Here is a 14,706-nt window from a genome sequence, read left to right on the forward strand (position 1 = left end):
GTCATCCCGGCGCGCTTTTGGCCGGGATCCACGACGTCGCTGGACCCGGCCGAGCGTGGATCCCGGCCAAAAACATGCCGGGATGACGAAGTAGCCGTCGCGCGTGGAACTTTGCTGCTCAGTCCACCAGGCGGCGGACCGGGGCGGGGAGGTCGCGGGTGCGGCGGTAGGGGCCCGCTACCGAGGCGGCGAAGGGGCGGGACAGGAGTTTGGCGGCTATGCGGGAGACCTCGTCGGTGGTGACTTCGTCTATGCGGGCCAGGGTTTCGGAGACGCTGCGGTGGTTGCCGTAGCTGAGTTCGCTGCGGCCGATGCGGTTCATGCGGGAGCCGGAGTCCTCCAGGCCCAGCACCAGGCCGCCGCGCAGCGAGCCCTTGGCGCGGGCGCATTCGGCGTCGGTGATGCCTTCGGCGGCAACCTCTTCCAGCACGCCGCGGGCCAGACTCGTGACCTGGCCGAGGTTTTCGGGCTGGCAGCCGAGATAGACCGAGAACGCGCCGGTATCGGCGAAGGTGTCGACGCTGGAGTACACCGAGTAGGCCAGGCCGCGTTCTTCCCGAATACGCTGGAACAGGCGCGAACTCAGGCCGCCGCCGAGCACGGTGTTGAGGATGGACAGCGGCCAGCGCTTATCACCCTCGTGGCGGCCGAAGGCGCGGGTGCCGAACACCAGGTGCGCCTGTTCGCTCTCGCGATAGATGCGCATGAGTTCGGGGGTCGCGCGGGGCCGGAACTTGCCCTCGCGGCGCGGTGCGGGTGCGCAGGCCGGATCGAGCCGGTTGGCGAAGGCACGATGCACCAATTCCACGGTGTGCTCGTGTTCGATATTGCCAGCCACCGCGACCACCATGCGGTCCGGGCGGTACCGGCGCTGATGGAACGAGCGCAGCTGCGGCGCGTTCATCCCCTCGATGGTCTCGACGCTGCCGATCACCGGGCGGCCGATCGGATGATCGCCGAACAGCGCGGTCAGGAAGGCATCGCCGACCATATCCTCGGGATCGTCATCGCGCATGAAGATCTCTTCGAGCACGACCTGCCGTTCGACCGCGACATCCTCGGCCCGGCACAGCCCGTTCAGCACGACATCGGAGACCAGGTCCACCGCCATGGGCAGATCCTCGTCCAGCACATGCGCGTAGTAGCAGGTCTGTTCCTTGGCGGTGAACGCATTCAGTTCTCCGCCAACGGCATCCATGGCCTGTGCGATATCGAGCGCGGACCGGGTGGGCGTCGCCTTGAAGAGCAGATGCTCCAGGAAATGCGCCGCGCCGGCGACCGTGGAGCCCTCATCGCGGGAGCCGACGCCGACCCATACGCCGATGGAGGCCGAACGCACGCCGGGCACATGTTCGGTGACGACCCGTAGCCCACCGGGCAGGACCGTCCGGCGCACACCGGTATCGGCGTACGGCACCTCGTTGGTGGAGCGGACCAGTGCAGAACTCTTAGCCGACAGTGGAGTGTCCTTCTTCCGACCCATGCTTCCCAACCCGCGGTTCGTGCCTCGAAGAGCTTGTGTAGTTCAAAGATTGGTGGCCCCCCACTCCATTATCCGGAGCAAGGGGCCACCGCACTTTACGTCAGACGTACGACAATCACTCGGCCGCGACGGCTTCGGCGACAGCGCTGTCCGCGCTGTCCGCCGCATCCTCGTCGACCGGGACGAGGGAGATCTTGCCGCGGTTGTCGATATCGGCGATCTCGACGCGGATCTTGTCGCCGACGTTCACCACGTCCTCGACCTTCGCCACGCGCTTGCCGTTGCCCAGCTTGGAGATGTGCACCAGGCCGTCACGGCCCGGCAGCAGCGAGACGAACGCGCCGAAGGCGGTGGTCTTGACGACCGTGCCCAGGAAGCGCTCGCCGACCTTCGGCAGCTGCGGGTTCGCGATGGCGTTGATCTGATCGATCGCCGCCTGCGCCGCGGGGCCGTTGGTCGCACCGACGTAGACGGTGCCGTCATCTTCGATCGAGATGTTGGCGCCGGTTTCCTCGGTGATCTGGTTGATGACCTTGCCCTTGGGCCCGATCACCTCGCCGATCTTGTCGACCGGGATCTTGATGGCGGTGACGCGCGGGGCGTACGGGCTCATCTCGTCCGGGATGTTGATGGCCTCGGCCATGACATCCAGGATGGTCATGCGGGCATCGCGAGCCTGGTTCAGCGCACCGGCCAGCACCTGCGACGGGATGCCGTCGAGCTTGGTGTCCAGCTGCAGCGCCGTCACGAACTCGGGGGTACCGGCGACCTTGAAGTCCATGTCGCCGAAGGCATCCTCGGCACCCAGGATGTCGGTCAGCGCGACGTAGCGGACCTCGTCCTGACCCTTGTCGTTCTTGATGGTGTCGGACACCAGGCCCATGGCGATACCGGCGACGGGAGCCTTGAGCGGCACACCGGCGTTCAGCAGCGACAGGGTCGAGGCGCAGACCGAGCCCATCGAGGTGGAACCGTTGGAGGACAACGCTTCCGACACCTGACGGATGGCGTACGGGAACTCTTCCTGCGACGGCAGCACCGGCATCAGGGCGCGCTCGGCGAGTGCGCCGTGGCCGATCTCGCGACGCTTGGGCGAGCCCACGCGACCGGTCTCACCGGTGGAGTACGGCGGGAAGTTGTAGTGGTGCATGTAGCGCTTGGAGGTCTCCGGGCCGAGCGAGTCGACCTGCTGCGCCATCTTCACCATGTCCAGGGTGGTGACACCCAGGATCTGGGTCTCGCCGCGCTCGAACAGCGCCGAACCGTGGGCGCGCGGCACGACCGCGACCTCGGCGGACAGGGCGCGGATATCGGCCAGACCACGACCGTCGATGCGGAAGCCGTCGGTCAGGATGCGCTGGCGCACCAGCTTCTTGGTGACCGAGCGGAACGCCGCGCCGATCTCCTTCTCGCGACCTTCGAAGGTCTCGGCCAGGCTGGACAGCACGGCCAGCTTGATCTCGTCGATCTTGTCCTCGCGCTCATGCTTGCCCGCGATGGAGAGCGCCTCGTTCAGCTCCTCCTTGGCGGTGCCCAGCACGGCCTCGAACACATCGGACTGGTACGGCAGGAAGACCGGGTACTCAGCGGTCTCCTTGGCGGCCAGCGCGGCGAGGTCGGACTGCGCCTTGCACAGCCGGGCGATGAACGGCTTGGCGGCCTCGAGGCCCTGTGCCACAACGGTTTCGGTGGGCGCGGTGGCGCCGTCCGCGATCAGGGCGAGCACCTTGTCGGTGGCCTCGGCCTCGACCATCATGATCGCGACGTCACCCTCGACGACGCGGCCCGCGACGACCATGTCGAATACGGCGCCCTCGAGCTGCTCGACGGTCGGGAACGCGACCCACTGGTCACCGATCAGGGCCACGCGCACACCGGCGACCGGACCCGAGAAGGGCAGGCCCGCAAGCTGAGTGGAGGCCGAAGCGGCGTTGATGGCCACCACGTCGTACAGATCCTTGGGATCCAGGGACATGACGGTCACGACGACCTGGATCTCATTGCGCAGACCGTCGACGAAGGACGGGCGCAGCGGCCGGTCGATCAGGCGGCAGGTCAGGATGGCGTCGGTGGAGGGGCGGCCCTCGCGACGGAAGAACGAGCCGGGGATGCGACCCGCGGCGTACATGCGCTCCTCGACGTCCACCGTCAGCGGGAAGAAGTCGAACTGGTCCTTGGGGTGCTTACCTGCGGTGGTCGCCGACAGCAGCATGGTCTCGTCGTCCAGGTAGGCGACGACCGAACCGGCGGCCTGCTTGGCCAGGCGACCGGTCTCGAAACGGATGGTGCGGGTGCCGTAGGCGCCGTTGTCGATCAGCGCGACGGACTCGAATACGCCGGGCTCGACCTCGGCGGCGGAACTGGTCAATGTTTCGGTCATTCTCTTCTCTCAACCTCTCGTCTTCGCCGGATACCAGCGCCGCCACCGGCGATGGGCAGGACGCGATCCAGCTGTTTTGTCCCCTTGACGGGGCGAGCCGTACCCGGCACGGGCGCCCGAGGACCCTCCTGGTCCTCGAACGCACACCCGGCCATCTCCCCTTGGAAACGGCGACGCGGAGGCGGTCATCGATCGAAGCCCTCCGGCGCGCGGTGTATCTCCTCTTGCTGCGCCCCGAAAAGCCACTACCGAAGACCGACGCCACGGCTCGGGTGCATACGGCTCATGTTGGCGTGCATACGGCAGCGTTCACCGGATGCACGAAAGGCCAACGAGGAGATTCTATGCCTCCCCGTCGGCCGGTTCGTCAACTGCCTGCGGCAGTCGTGTTGTGTCGCGCGAACGCGCGACGATGCGTCAGCAAATCAGCGACGCAGGCCCAGACGCTCGATCAGCGAACGGTAGCGGTTGATGTCGTTGGCCTGCAGGTACTTCGACAGGCGACGACGGCGACCGATCAGCGCGAGCAGACCGTGGCGGGTGTGGTGATCGTGCTTGTGCACCTTCAGGTGCTCGGTGAGATCGGCGATGCGCTTGGACAGCATCGCGATCTGAGCCTCCGGAGAACCGGTGTCGGTCGGGTGCAGGCCGTACTCGGCCAGAATGGCCTTCTTCTGCTCGGTGGTCAAAGCCACAGCATTGCTCCTGAATTTCCAGTCCGCGCGAAAAGTCCCGGGCGAGCCCGGTCGGGCGCTGCCGCGGACCGCAGCAAACCCAGCGGATCAGGTTACCGGACCGCTGACCTGGACTGTTAATCGGGGCTAATCGACGGTCTGGGCGGTCAGCACTTTGCGGGCCTGGTCGACATCGCGGCCGATGGCCTCGACCAGTTCCTCGATGGACTCGAATTTGCGCATACCGCGCAGCTGCTCGACGAAATCCACCGCCACGTGCTGGTCGTAGAGATCACCGTCGAAATCGAGGATGTGCGGCTCGACGGTGCGGGAACGACCGTCCTCGAAGGTCGGATTGGTGCCCACCGAGATGGCCGCCATGCGGCGCACGTGATCGGGATCGTCCAGGGAGGTGAACCACCCGGCGTAGACGCCGTCGGCGGGAATCGCACCGCGCGGGACGGGTGCGACATTGGCGGTCGGGAAGCCGAGCGCGCGACCGCGGGCGTCACCGTGCACGACCACGCCTTCCACCCGATGCGGGCGGCCCAGCGCTTCGGCGGCCGCGGCCACATCGCCGGAGGACAGGCAGGCGCGAATATAGGTCGAGGAGAAGGTGACCGCGTGCTCGCCGAGCAATTGCACGCCGTCGACCTCGAAGCCGAAGCGCGCGCCCAGTTCCCGCATGGTGTCCACGGTGCCCGCGGCCTGCTTGCCGAAGGTGAAGTTATCGCCGACCACGACCTCCGAGACGTGCAGTTTGTCGACGAGCAACTCCTGCACGTATTCCTCGGGCGTCAGCTTCATGAAATCTTTGGTGAACGGCATGACCAGGAAGACGTCGATACCGAGTTCCTCCACCAGCTCCGCACGACGGTTCAGCGTGGACAGCTGCGCCGGATGCGCACCGGGCCGCACCACCTCGAGCGGATGCGGGTCGAAGGTCATCAGGACCGACGGAACACCGCGCACCGCAGCGGATTTCACCGCACGGCTGATGAGCTGGGCGTGACCGCGGTGGACGCCGTCGAACACCCCGATCGTGAGCACGCACCGGCCCCACTCCGCGGGCATCTCGTCGAGGCTTCGCCATCTCTGCACACCGGAAGCCTACTGAAAGCGCGTCTCGGACAATATTCGGCCGTGCGGATCTTCACAGCGGCGAGCATGCTCGTCATCGCCCGTTCACCCGCGCGCAGCCGCCCGTAACCTCGGCCGCACGGCCTTGTCCACCAGCGTGCGCGCCGATGTGGGAAACCACTGCGGCTGTGCCTAAGCTCGGTTACGTGCCCGGAAAACGAGACATCGCCACGCGCCGCGAGCTGGCCGATCCGTCCGAACCCACCGGTACCTCCACCGCCGTCGCGACCAGTGTCGCGCCGGTACTGTCCTCCGTCGCGCAGGACTATTTGAAGGTGATCTGGACCGCGCAGGAATGGTCGCCCCAGGAGAAGGTGTCGACCAAACTGCTGGCCGAACGGATCGGAGTGTCGGCCTCGACCGTCTCCGAGGCCGTCCGCAAGCTCGCCGATCAGGGATTGGTGGAACACGCCCGCTACGGCGCCATCACCCTGACCGAGGACGGCCGCCGCGCCGCCATTGCCATGGTGCGCCGGCATCGGCTCATCGAGACATTCCTCGTCAATGAACTCGGCTACGGCTGGGATGAAGTCCACGATGAGGCGGAAGTGCTCGAGCACGCCGTCTCCGAAACGCTCATGCTGCGGATAGACGCCAAACTCGGCTACCCGGACCGGGATCCGCACGGCGACCCGATCCCCTCGGTGGACGGTGCGGTGCCGACCCCGCCCGCTCGGCAGTTGAGCGATTTCGGCGATGGTGAGAACGGGCGGGTCGCGCGCATCTCGGATTCGGATCCGGCGATGCTGCGCTACTTCGATTCGCTCGGCATCGCCCTCGATACGCCGATCGCGGTGGTGGAACGGCGGGACTTCGCCGGAACCATCGCGGTGCGGGTGGACGATCGCACCATCGACCTCGGCAGCATTGCGGCCGAAGCGATTTGGCTGACGCACGAGAACAACTGAGCCGCTCACCCGAGGGGCATCTCACACCAGTCGGTGGCCACCGTCGACGTGTAGGACCGTGCCGGTGATGAAGGGGTTGCGCAGCAGCGAAAGTACCGCCTGGGCAATGTCTTCCGGGGTGCCGAGGCGGCCCGCCGGGAGTCGCTCCGCCATGGCGAGGAGGCGGTCTTCGCGATCGTCCCAGGGCATCTTGTCCCAGATGCCGGTGCGCACCCAGCCCGGGGAGACGGCGTTGACGCGGGTGGGGGCCAGTTCTACAGCGAGGGCGCGGGCCAGGCCCTCCAGCGCCGCGTTCACCGATGCCACCATCGCCCCGCCGGATGCGGGGCGGTAGGCGGCGATTCCCGAGGTGAAGGTGAGTGATCCGCCCGCGGTGATGCGGGCGTGCTTGGCGAGCAGCATGGAGCCGATCAGTTTGGTCTCGATGAAGCCGCGGCCGTTCGCGAAGTCGAAATCCTGGATGGGGCCGTAGGTTCCGGTGGTGTCACCGGCGGTGGTGATGACGTGGTCGACCGCGCCGACGGTGTCGAAGAGGCGCTGGACCTGTTCTTCGTCGGCGACGTCGGCGGCGATCGCGTTCAGTTTGCCGTCGCCCAGCTCGCGTACCGCGTCGGCGAGGCGCTCGGATGAGCGGCCGACGATCGTCACCTCCGCTCCGGCGGTCAGCAGTGCGTCGGCGATCGCGTGGCCCATGCCCGAACCGCCGCCGATCACTACCGCGCGGCCGATCTCGTGCTCGAATCCCTTGTGTGTCATGCCTTTCAGCCAACCGGGGTTGACAGCACGCGTCCATGTCGCGGCACCGAATCCGGGTTAGCGACCGGCTAACAGCTGCGGTCAGGGTGCGAATCGGATACCGCTGGTGAGTGCGGCGGCGACGGTGTGCAGGGCGGAATTGCGGGCGGCGGGCCGCCAGGCGGCGACGTAGTTCACCACCAGGGGGCGCGGTTGCAGTGGGCGCCAGACCAATCCGGGGGCCGAGGCGGTGCGGGACGAGCCCAGGCCGATGGCGGCCGGGCGCATCGGGAGCAGGGACAGCATTTGCGCGTGACTCATGGCGCTGTCGCTGAGGGCAACGGCCGCACCGCGTTCGCGCAATTGGGCGAGCATGGAATCGTGCAGTTCCGGTGCGGTATCGCGGGCGAACATGATCAATTCCTGATCGCTCAGATGCGCCGGTTCGATGGTGTCGCGGCCCGCGAGGGGATGTTCGCGGGACATGACGATGCCAAGTTCCTCCGCGGCGATACAGGTGCTGGTCAGGTGTTCCGGCAGTCGAATCGGCATGCGCAGCACCGCGAGATCGACATCCTCGCGATCGAGCAATCGCACCTGATCCGCGCTCGGCCCGCCGGTGAGCACCACCCGCGCACCCGGCTGCCGGGCCTTGAGCAGCGCCTCGATGCGGGCGGGCAGCCAGGTCGGCGCACCGTTCACCACCCCGAGCCGGAATACCGCGCGCTCGGGATCGGCGACCAGTCGAGTCTCACGCAGCGCGGCCTCCGCGGCGTCGAGCACCCCGCGCGCGGTCTTCAGCAAAACCTCACCGGCGGCGGTCAATTCGACGCCCTGCGAGCCCCGGATCAGCAGCGGCCCGCCCACCTCGCGTTCGATGGCGCGTATCTGCTGACTCAGCGTGGGGGTGGAGATGAACAGCCGCTCCGCGGCCCGGCGGAAGTGCAATTCTTCCGCTACCGCCACGAAGTACCGCAACTGCCGCAATTCCACCACCAGAGCACTGTAGGCCGCGCAGGTGTCGCCCAGGGTGGTAGCGCATTACCGGTGAGATCATCACGGCTGTCCCCCAGGCTGATTCGACGCGCCGCCGCGCGGCTCAGTGCGTGGGAAGCGCCCCGCCCGGTACGGCGGCCGGGCCGGTGCGCGTGCGGCGATCCTCGGCGGCGGCGAGCCAGAACCACACCGGCGGCAGCGCCACCTCGATGGCGGTGAGCACCAGCTGGAACCAGTGCGGCCAGCCGTGCACCGCGATGGAGACCGCGCGGCCGAAGGCTCCGAGCGCGAAGATTCCGGCCAGCCAGCGGATGGCGGTGGTGTCCACCGGGTCGCGGCGCGCCGCCCGCAACCAGACCAGGCCGTAGCCCAGGAAGATCGCGCCGAAGAATCTGGTCTGGCTATCCGCGGTGGCCCCGTCCGAACCCATATCCGGGATGCCGTCGATGCCGAGCGCGATGTGGAAAATCCCGATGGCGACGCAGGCGTAGCCCATGAGCAGGCTCAGCCATTTGAGTGCTGCGGTCATTCGATCCTCCCGAATCGAGTTGGTTCCCAAAGATTCCCGCTTAGTTGACGCGCGTCTACTAAGAGGTTAGAACGCTAGTAGACACGCGTCAACTAAGCTGTACCGGTGACCCGCCGCCGCCTCCCCCCCGACGAACGCCGCCGCCAGCTCATCGACAGCGCCGCGCGATTGTTCGCCACGCACGACTACCCGACCGTGCACATGGAGGATGTCGCGAACGCGGCGGGCATCTCACGGGCGCTGCTCTATCGCCACTTCCCCAGCAAGCCGGAGCTTTTCGCGGCCGTGTACCAGCAGGCGGCCGAACAGCTGCTGGTCGATACCAGCCTGGACCCGGACATTCCCCTGGCCGATCAGATCGCGGCGGGGCTGGACGTGCATTTCGACTACTTCGAGGCCAATGCCAAGACCGTCGTGGTGGCCAACCGGCTGCTGATCGGCGATCCGGCCATCCAGGCCATCATCACCGGCGAGCTGGCCGCGCTGCGCGAACGCATGCTCGACGTACTGGGTGTGGAAGGTCAACCGCGCCAATTGTTCTCGGCGGTGATCATGAGCTGGCTGACCTTCGTGCGGGTGCTCACCGTGGAATGGCTGGAACATCCCACCTGCCCCCGGCCGGTGCTGCGCGATGTATGCGTCGGCGCGCTGCTGGGGGCACTGGAACCGCTGGGTGATCGCACACCGTAGCGCCCGATCACCGAGATCATCCCGGGCGCGAGGCACCGGGATTCGGCTCAGAGATTGGCGGGGCGGATGACCATCACCGAGGAGGCGCGCTTACCGCTCTCCTTCAACAGCGCGATGGCGTGACCGGTGGAATCGATTGCGGCATAGACACCTTGGATACCGGCCGGATCGAGCCAACGGCCATTGCGGAGGTCACCGGCCTGGGCATCGGTGATCTCGCGGACCGGGAACGCGGTGCGCGCGGCCTCGTCGATATCGAGGCTCAGCAGCGAATCACCGGCCGTGGCATTGGTTTGCAGTGCCTCCAGGGTGCGGGCGTGTTCGAGGGTGAACGGGCCGACCCGGGTGCGCCGCAATGCGGTGAGATGCCCTCCGACGCCGAGCTTTTCGCCGAGATCGCGGGCCAGTGCGCGAATGTAGGTGCCCGAGGAGCATTCGACCTCGACGTCGAGATCTACGAATCGCTCTGTCCCGGTGTCGATATCGCGACGCGCCAGAATGTCGAAGCGGCTGACGGTGACGGGGCGGGCGGCCAGCTGGACGTCCTCCCCCGCGCGGGCACGGGCGTAGGCGCGCTCACCATTGATCTTGATGGCGCTGACCGTCGCGGGCACCTGCTGGATGCCACCGGTCAATTCGGCTACGCCCGAGGCGATTTCGGCATCGGTGACATGTGCGGCCGAGGTGGTCGCGGTGACCTCACCCTCGGCGTCATCGGTGATCGTGGACTGTCCGAGGCGAATCGTGGCCGTGTACGCCTTGGTGGTCAGAATCAGTTGCCCGAGCAGTTTGGTCGCCCGCTCGACGCCCAGCACCAGCACACCGGTGGCCATCGGATCCAGGGTGCCCGCGTGCCCGACCTTCTTGGTGCGCAATATGCCCCGGCTCTTGGCGACCACATCGTGACTGGTCCAGCCCTGATCCTTATCGATGATCACCAGCCCGCCGAGGGCGTCGACGACCGGCGTGCGCTTGTCGCTCATCAGCCCTCCACGATCGCGGTCAGAATGAGGCCGTCCGAGATCAGCCAGCGGCCGTCGAAGCTCTTCAGGGGTGCGCCGCCGTCGGTGGCGAGGCCCGGAATCAGCAATTCGGAGTGGAAGGTGCCCGCACCCGTCCCCTCGGATTCCTCGTCGACGGTGAAGGTGATGTGCGCGTCCTCGAAGCCCAGCCAGATACCGGTGATCGGACGCCACGTCTTGTAGGTGGCCTCCTTGGCGCAGAACAGCAGTCGATCCAAATGCAGTCCGGTGCCGGGCAATACGGCTTTGAGCCAGTCCCGTTCGGGGGCCAGGCTCACCGAATCGAGCACGCCGTCCGGCAGTGCGGCATGCGGTTCGGCATCGATGCCGACGGATCGGAAGCGCAGCTTGTGCGCCAGCGCCGCCGCCTTGTATCCGTCGCAGTGGGTGATGCTGCCGACTACGCCGCGCGGCCACTGCGGGCCACCGTCCTCGCCCTTGCCGATGGCGACCGCGGGCTCACCGAGCTGGGTCAGCGCCTGCCGGGCGCAATGCCGCGCGCCGATGAAATCGCGCCGCCGCTTCTCCACGGCCCGCGCGATCAGATGCTCCTCGGCGGGATGCGCCTTCAGGTCCTCGGGGTATGCCGTCAGTTCGGCCGCGGCGATGCCGTCGGGAAGAATTCTGCCGAGAATGCGCGCCGACTCCGTCGCCGCGACCGTCCGCTCTTCGATGACCGCCTCCTGATCGCACCACCACTTACCGGTCACGAGCCTACCGGCCCAGCTCCGGACACCCGGGCCCACCGGGTGCCGACCCCGGGCCCGGCCGCGGTCAGTCGAAGCGGACCGTGGCGATCATGCTGCGGGCCAGGGCTTCCGGATCGGGCTCGAAGTTCAGTGGTGACTGCTCGAGTGCGCCCTCGCGCCACAGCACGGCGAAACCGTGCACCATCGACCATGCGGCGAGCTGGGTCGCCAGTTGCGGCTGTTCGCCGGGGTCGGGTTGGTTGGCGGCCGCTCCGGCGCGCAGGGCGGCGCCGGATCGATTGCGCGCCTGTACAAGTCGCGCATCATCGGTGTGCAGTAGATCGCGGCGGTACATGACGTCGAAGTGGCCGGGATGTCGGAGTGCGAAGCGGACGTAGGCGATGGCGGCGGCGCGGAAATCACCGTCGGCCGCGTTCAACTCCGCGGTGAGCAGCTCGAAACCCTCAATCGCCAACGCGGTGAGCAATCCGGCCCGATCGCCGAAGTGATGCGCCGGGGCCGCGTGCGAGACCTCCGCGCGCCGGGCCAGGCTGCGCAGCGAGATCGCGTCGACGCCGTCGGCGGCGATCTGGTCGGAGGCCGCGGCCAGCAGGGTGGCCCGCAGGTCGCCGTGGTGATAACTGGTCTTCGCCATGACCCCATCATGACCGGCAATCTTGCCATTGACAAGTTCTTCGTTCGGACCTAATCTTTCCACTGTCAAGATTGCTTGGAACGCAGGAGAACCCGATGGCACCGTTGTTCGTACTCGCCGTCGTTACCGGACTCACCCGACTGCTCGGCTGGCTCACCGGCAACGCCTGGCTCGATTCCTGGCCGCACGCCACGGCACTGGGATTGGCCGCCATGTTCGCGCTCACCGCGAGCGCGCATTTCATGCAGCCCAGGCGGGACGGTCTGATCGCCATGGTCCCGACGGCGATCCCCAATCCCGCCGCCATGGTCACGCTCACCGGCGTGCTGGAGATCGCGGGCGCGGTGGGGCTGCTGCTGCCGCCGTTCCCGCGGATCGCGGCCGCGGCGCTATTTCTGCTGCTGCTCATCATGTTTCCGGCGAATGTGCGGGCCGCCCGCGAGAACGTCGGGGTGAAGACCATGCCGCTGCCGCTGCGGACCGCGGTGCAGGTGATCTTCCTGGGCGCTACCGCGTTGGTCGCGCTGGGCTGAAACATCATGCGCCGGTGCGGGAATCGACCGCGATCAGTAGTGAATCGGGCCGTCCGTCTCATCGAGCGGGCGGCCCGAGGCGCGTCCGGACTCGGCAATGAGTTGCGCCGCAATGGAAACGGCGGTCTCATCCGGCGTGGAGGCGTTCAGATCCAGGCCGAGCGGGCTGCGCAGCCGCCGCAGCTGTTCCGGCGCAACGCCCGCCGCGAGCAGGCGTTCCACTCGATCCGCGTGGGTGCGGCGCGAACCCAGGGCACCGACGAACGCGATCCGTTCGATGCGCAACGCCTCGGCGAGCATCGGGACATCGAATTTGCTGTCGTGGGTGAGCACGCACACCACGGTGCGATCGTCGATCCGGCCGCTCGCGTATTCGGCGCGCAGATAGCGGTGCGGCCAATCCACCACCACCTCGTGCGCGGCGGGGAATCGCGTTGCGGTGGCGAAGGTCTCGCGAGCGTCGACGACCGTCACGCGATACCCGAGCTGCGCGCCGAGACGGCTCAGCGCGCGCACGAAATCATTCGCACCCGCCAGGATCATGCGCGCGGGCGGGCCGAAACTCTGCACGAAGGAGCGCACGGGAAAGGCACTGTCCGCGCATTCGTCGGACCCGATGATTCCGGTTCGCCCGGCGCGCGCCATATTCAGCGCGTCACGGCTCACCCGCGCGCCGCCGGATGCAGCTCGCACCTCAACATCCGGTGCCGCGCCCCCGTCGACCATTCCCCGCGTGCCGGCCTCCGCGACCGCACGATCAACCGGGTGTATGAGCAGCCACGACGGGTTCGCGGCAAGCGTCGTCACCAGTGCGACCGCTCGCCCGGCGCGAATCTCTCGATCCAGGGCCAGCAATTCCGGGAGCCGGGCGGCGTCGACGCGTTCGAGGCAGATTTCCATTTCGCCGCCGCACGTCAACCCGACAGCAAACCCGTCCGGATCGGCGATGCCGAAGCGCTCGAGCACCGCTTCGCCGTCGGCGAGCACGATGCGCGCGGACTCCACCACGGCCGCCTCGACACAGCCACCCGAGAGCGAACCGATCACCTCACCCGAGCCGGTCACGACCATGGTCGCACCGATCTCGCGCGGTCCGGCCCCGGTGACCGCTACCACCCGGGCCAGTACGACCGGGCCCGTTCGGACCCGATCGATCAGCTGGGGCAGGACGTCGCGCATACCTCCATCATTGCCGCCCGAGGCCGGGCGTGCTCGCGTGCACACGAGATAGCAACGTCGGCGCAACAAGCGGGCCGGTGGCGATCCGATTACCGCGTCCCCGGAGTGTCGTCCGGGGTAACGGCTAGGCCAGACCGCGGCGGCGCTGCGCTTCCTCGCGCATCTTCAAGGCCGCCGCCTGCATCTCGGGAGTGATCTTGAAGTGGCCACCCCACTCGTTGAGGGTGTCACCGTAATCCGGCGTCGGCAGGATCTGGCGGAGCAGTTTCTCCGGCAGGCCACGGCGCTGCCATTCGCGGGGATAGCCGAGCGAGACCTCTTCGAAGCGCACGCCGTCGTGGAAGGTGGTGCGCGGGATGTGCAGATGCCCGTAGACCGAGCAGACCACGTTGTAGCTGGTGTGCCAGTCCGCGGTGAGATCGGTGCCGCACCACAGCGCGAACTCCGGGTACCAGAGCATGTCGGTGATCTCGCGCAGCAGCGGGAAGTGATTGATCAGCACCACCGGGGTGTCCGCGGGCAGCGCGTCCAGGCGGCGCTGGGTGTACTGCACCCGGGCGTGACACCAGGCGTCCCGGGTCAGGTACGGCTCCGAGGACAGCAGGAATTCATCTGTCGCCACCACATTGCGCTCGCGCGCCAGCGCCAGACCCTCGGCCTTGGTGGTGGTGCCCGCGGGCAGCCACGAATAGTCGTAGAGCAGGAACATCGGCACCAGCGTCACCGCGCCGCCGTGCTCCTCCGCGCCCGCGCCGGTCCACACCGGGAACGGATCCTCCGGGGTCAGCACATCGAGATCGCGGCAGATCGACACCAGGTAGTCGTACCGGCCCGCACCGTGCATCTGCACGGGATCCTTTGCCGTGGTCCACAATTCGTGATTTCCAGGCACCCAGATGACCTTGGCGAACTGGCGGCGCAGCGTCTCCAGCGCCCACCGGAAGTCATCGGTCTTCTCCCCCACATCGCCGGCGAGAATCAGCCAATCCTCCGGCGAGTCCGCCCGAATCCCCTCCACCACGGGTTTATTGCCCGAATGACCGACATGGATGTCGCTCACCGCCATCAGTTTCGGAATCACGCAGCTCCGCCC

General features: G+C 67.4%; 15 protein-coding genes. 3 read left to right on the forward strand and 12 right to left on the reverse strand.

Features of this window, described 5'->3' with window-relative positions:
* Positions 1-118 precede the first annotated feature (118 nt).
* From ACFVUS_RS11615 to ACFVUS_RS11630, 4 genes are all read right to left on the reverse strand, one after another.
* Positions 119-1,483 (reverse strand): M16 family metallopeptidase, encoded by a 1,365-nt coding sequence (locus ACFVUS_RS11615; protein WP_387764067.1) that lies wholly within the window; start codon positions 1,481-1,483, stop codon positions 119-121.
* A gap of 115 nt (positions 1,484-1,598) precedes the next feature.
* Positions 1,599-3,863, reverse strand: a complete 2,265-nt coding sequence (locus ACFVUS_RS11620) for a polyribonucleotide nucleotidyltransferase (RefSeq protein WP_387764069.1) — start codon at positions 3,861-3,863, stop codon at positions 1,599-1,601.
* A 425-nt stretch (positions 3,864-4,288) separates the two neighbouring features.
* Positions 4,289-4,558, reverse strand: coding sequence for a 30S ribosomal protein S15 (rpsO, locus tag ACFVUS_RS11625; RefSeq protein WP_309231729.1), 270 nt, complete (start codon positions 4,556-4,558; stop codon positions 4,289-4,291).
* A gap of 126 nt (positions 4,559-4,684) precedes the next feature.
* Positions 4,685-5,638 (reverse strand): bifunctional riboflavin kinase/FAD synthetase, encoded by a 954-nt coding sequence (locus ACFVUS_RS11630; RefSeq protein ID WP_387764071.1) that lies wholly within the window; start codon positions 5,636-5,638, stop codon positions 4,685-4,687.
* A gap of 167 nt (positions 5,639-5,805) precedes the next feature.
* On the opposite strand from ACFVUS_RS11630, the gene ACFVUS_RS11635 reads away from it, so the two are divergent.
* Positions 5,806-6,585 (forward strand): metal-dependent transcriptional regulator, encoded by a 780-nt coding sequence (locus tag ACFVUS_RS11635; protein WP_387764073.1) that lies wholly within the window; start codon positions 5,806-5,808, stop codon positions 6,583-6,585.
* A gap of 21 nt (positions 6,586-6,606) precedes the next feature.
* Here ACFVUS_RS11635 and ACFVUS_RS11640 read toward each other — a convergent pair whose 3' ends face one another.
* From ACFVUS_RS11640 to ACFVUS_RS11650, 3 genes are all read right to left on the reverse strand, one after another.
* A complete protein-coding gene (locus ACFVUS_RS11640; protein ID WP_387764075.1) occupies positions 6,607-7,341 on the reverse strand; it encodes an SDR family oxidoreductase in 735 nt (244 codons plus the stop codon).
* Positions 7,342-7,422: 81 nt separating this feature from the next.
* Positions 7,423-8,316, reverse strand: a complete 894-nt coding sequence (locus ACFVUS_RS11645) for a LysR family transcriptional regulator (RefSeq protein WP_387764077.1) — start codon at positions 8,314-8,316, stop codon at positions 7,423-7,425.
* A 103-nt stretch (positions 8,317-8,419) separates the two neighbouring features.
* The gene (locus ACFVUS_RS11650; RefSeq protein ID WP_387764079.1) at positions 8,420-8,845 is read right to left on the reverse strand and encodes a DUF4345 domain-containing protein; all 426 of its coding nucleotides are present in this window, start codon (positions 8,843-8,845) and stop codon (positions 8,420-8,422) included.
* 105 nt (positions 8,846-8,950) lie between these two features.
* On the opposite strand from ACFVUS_RS11650, the gene ACFVUS_RS11655 reads away from it, so the two are divergent.
* Positions 8,951-9,535 carry a TetR/AcrR family transcriptional regulator gene (locus ACFVUS_RS11655; RefSeq protein WP_387764081.1) on the forward strand — a complete coding sequence of 195 codons (585 nt, stop codon included), beginning with the start codon at positions 8,951-8,953 and terminating at the stop codon, positions 9,533-9,535.
* A gap of 47 nt (positions 9,536-9,582) precedes the next feature.
* On the opposite strand, the gene truB is transcribed toward ACFVUS_RS11655, so the two are convergent.
* From truB to ACFVUS_RS11670, 3 genes are all read right to left on the reverse strand, one after another.
* Positions 9,583-10,518, reverse strand: coding sequence for a tRNA pseudouridine(55) synthase TruB (truB, locus tag ACFVUS_RS11660; protein ID WP_387764083.1), 936 nt, complete (start codon positions 10,516-10,518; stop codon positions 9,583-9,585).
* Positions 10,518-11,192 (reverse strand): 4'-phosphopantetheinyl transferase Npt, encoded by a 675-nt coding sequence (gene npt, locus ACFVUS_RS11665; protein ID WP_387765513.1) that lies wholly within the window; start codon positions 11,190-11,192, stop codon positions 10,518-10,520. Before npt ends, truB begins: the two co-directional genes overlap by 1 nt.
* 139 nt (positions 11,193-11,331) lie before the next feature.
* Positions 11,332-11,901 (reverse strand): TetR/AcrR family transcriptional regulator, encoded by a 570-nt coding sequence (locus ACFVUS_RS11670; protein ID WP_387764085.1) that lies wholly within the window; start codon positions 11,899-11,901, stop codon positions 11,332-11,334.
* A 95-nt stretch (positions 11,902-11,996) separates the two neighbouring features.
* On the opposite strand from ACFVUS_RS11670, the gene ACFVUS_RS11675 reads away from it, so the two are divergent.
* Positions 11,997-12,434 (forward strand): DoxX family protein, encoded by a 438-nt coding sequence (locus ACFVUS_RS11675; RefSeq protein ID WP_387764087.1) that lies wholly within the window; start codon positions 11,997-11,999, stop codon positions 12,432-12,434.
* Positions 12,435-12,467: 33 nt separating this feature from the next.
* Here ACFVUS_RS11675 and ACFVUS_RS11680 read toward each other — a convergent pair whose 3' ends face one another.
* Both ACFVUS_RS11680 and ACFVUS_RS11685 read right to left on the reverse strand, forming a co-directional pair.
* Positions 12,468-13,613, reverse strand: coding sequence for an XdhC family protein (locus tag ACFVUS_RS11680; RefSeq protein WP_387764089.1), 1,146 nt, complete (start codon positions 13,611-13,613; stop codon positions 12,468-12,470).
* A gap of 124 nt (positions 13,614-13,737) precedes the next feature.
* Positions 13,738-14,679, reverse strand: coding sequence for a metallophosphoesterase family protein (locus ACFVUS_RS11685; protein WP_387765515.1), 942 nt, complete (start codon positions 14,677-14,679; stop codon positions 13,738-13,740).
* Positions 14,680-14,706: the final 27 nt, after the last annotated feature.

Source organism: Nocardia sp. NPDC058058, from assembly GCF_042885355.1.
Lineage (GTDB): Bacteria > Actinomycetota > Actinomycetes > Mycobacteriales > Mycobacteriaceae > Nocardia.

Coding starts and splice junctions, on each gene's coding strand:
- ACFVUS_RS11670 (WP_387764085.1), bottom strand. CDS start 11,901: ATGGCGAAGACCAGTTATCACCACGGCGACCTGCGGGCCACCCTGCTG.
- truB (WP_387764083.1), bottom strand. CDS start 10,518: ATGAGCGACAAGCGCACGCCGGTCGTCGACGCCCTCGGCGGGCTGGTG.
- ACFVUS_RS11650 (WP_387764079.1), bottom strand. CDS start 8,845: ATGACCGCAGCACTCAAATGGCTGAGCCTGCTCATGGGCTACGCCTGC.
- ACFVUS_RS11680 (WP_387764089.1), bottom strand. CDS start 13,613: ATGCGCGACGTCCTGCCCCAGCTGATCGATCGGGTCCGAACGGGCCCG.
- ACFVUS_RS11675 (WP_387764087.1), top strand. CDS start 11,997: ATGGCACCGTTGTTCGTACTCGCCGTCGTTACCGGACTCACCCGACTG.
- ACFVUS_RS11615 (WP_387764067.1), bottom strand. CDS start 1,483: ATGGGTCGGAAGAAGGACACTCCACTGTCGGCTAAGAGTTCTGCACTG.
- ACFVUS_RS11685 (WP_387765515.1), bottom strand. CDS start 14,679: ATGGCGGTGAGCGACATCCATGTCGGTCATTCGGGCAATAAACCCGTG.
- ACFVUS_RS11620 (WP_387764069.1), bottom strand. CDS start 3,863: ATGACCGAAACATTGACCAGTTCCGCCGCCGAGGTCGAGCCCGGCGTA.
- ACFVUS_RS11640 (WP_387764075.1), bottom strand. CDS start 7,341: ATGACACACAAGGGATTCGAGCACGAGATCGGCCGCGCGGTAGTGATC.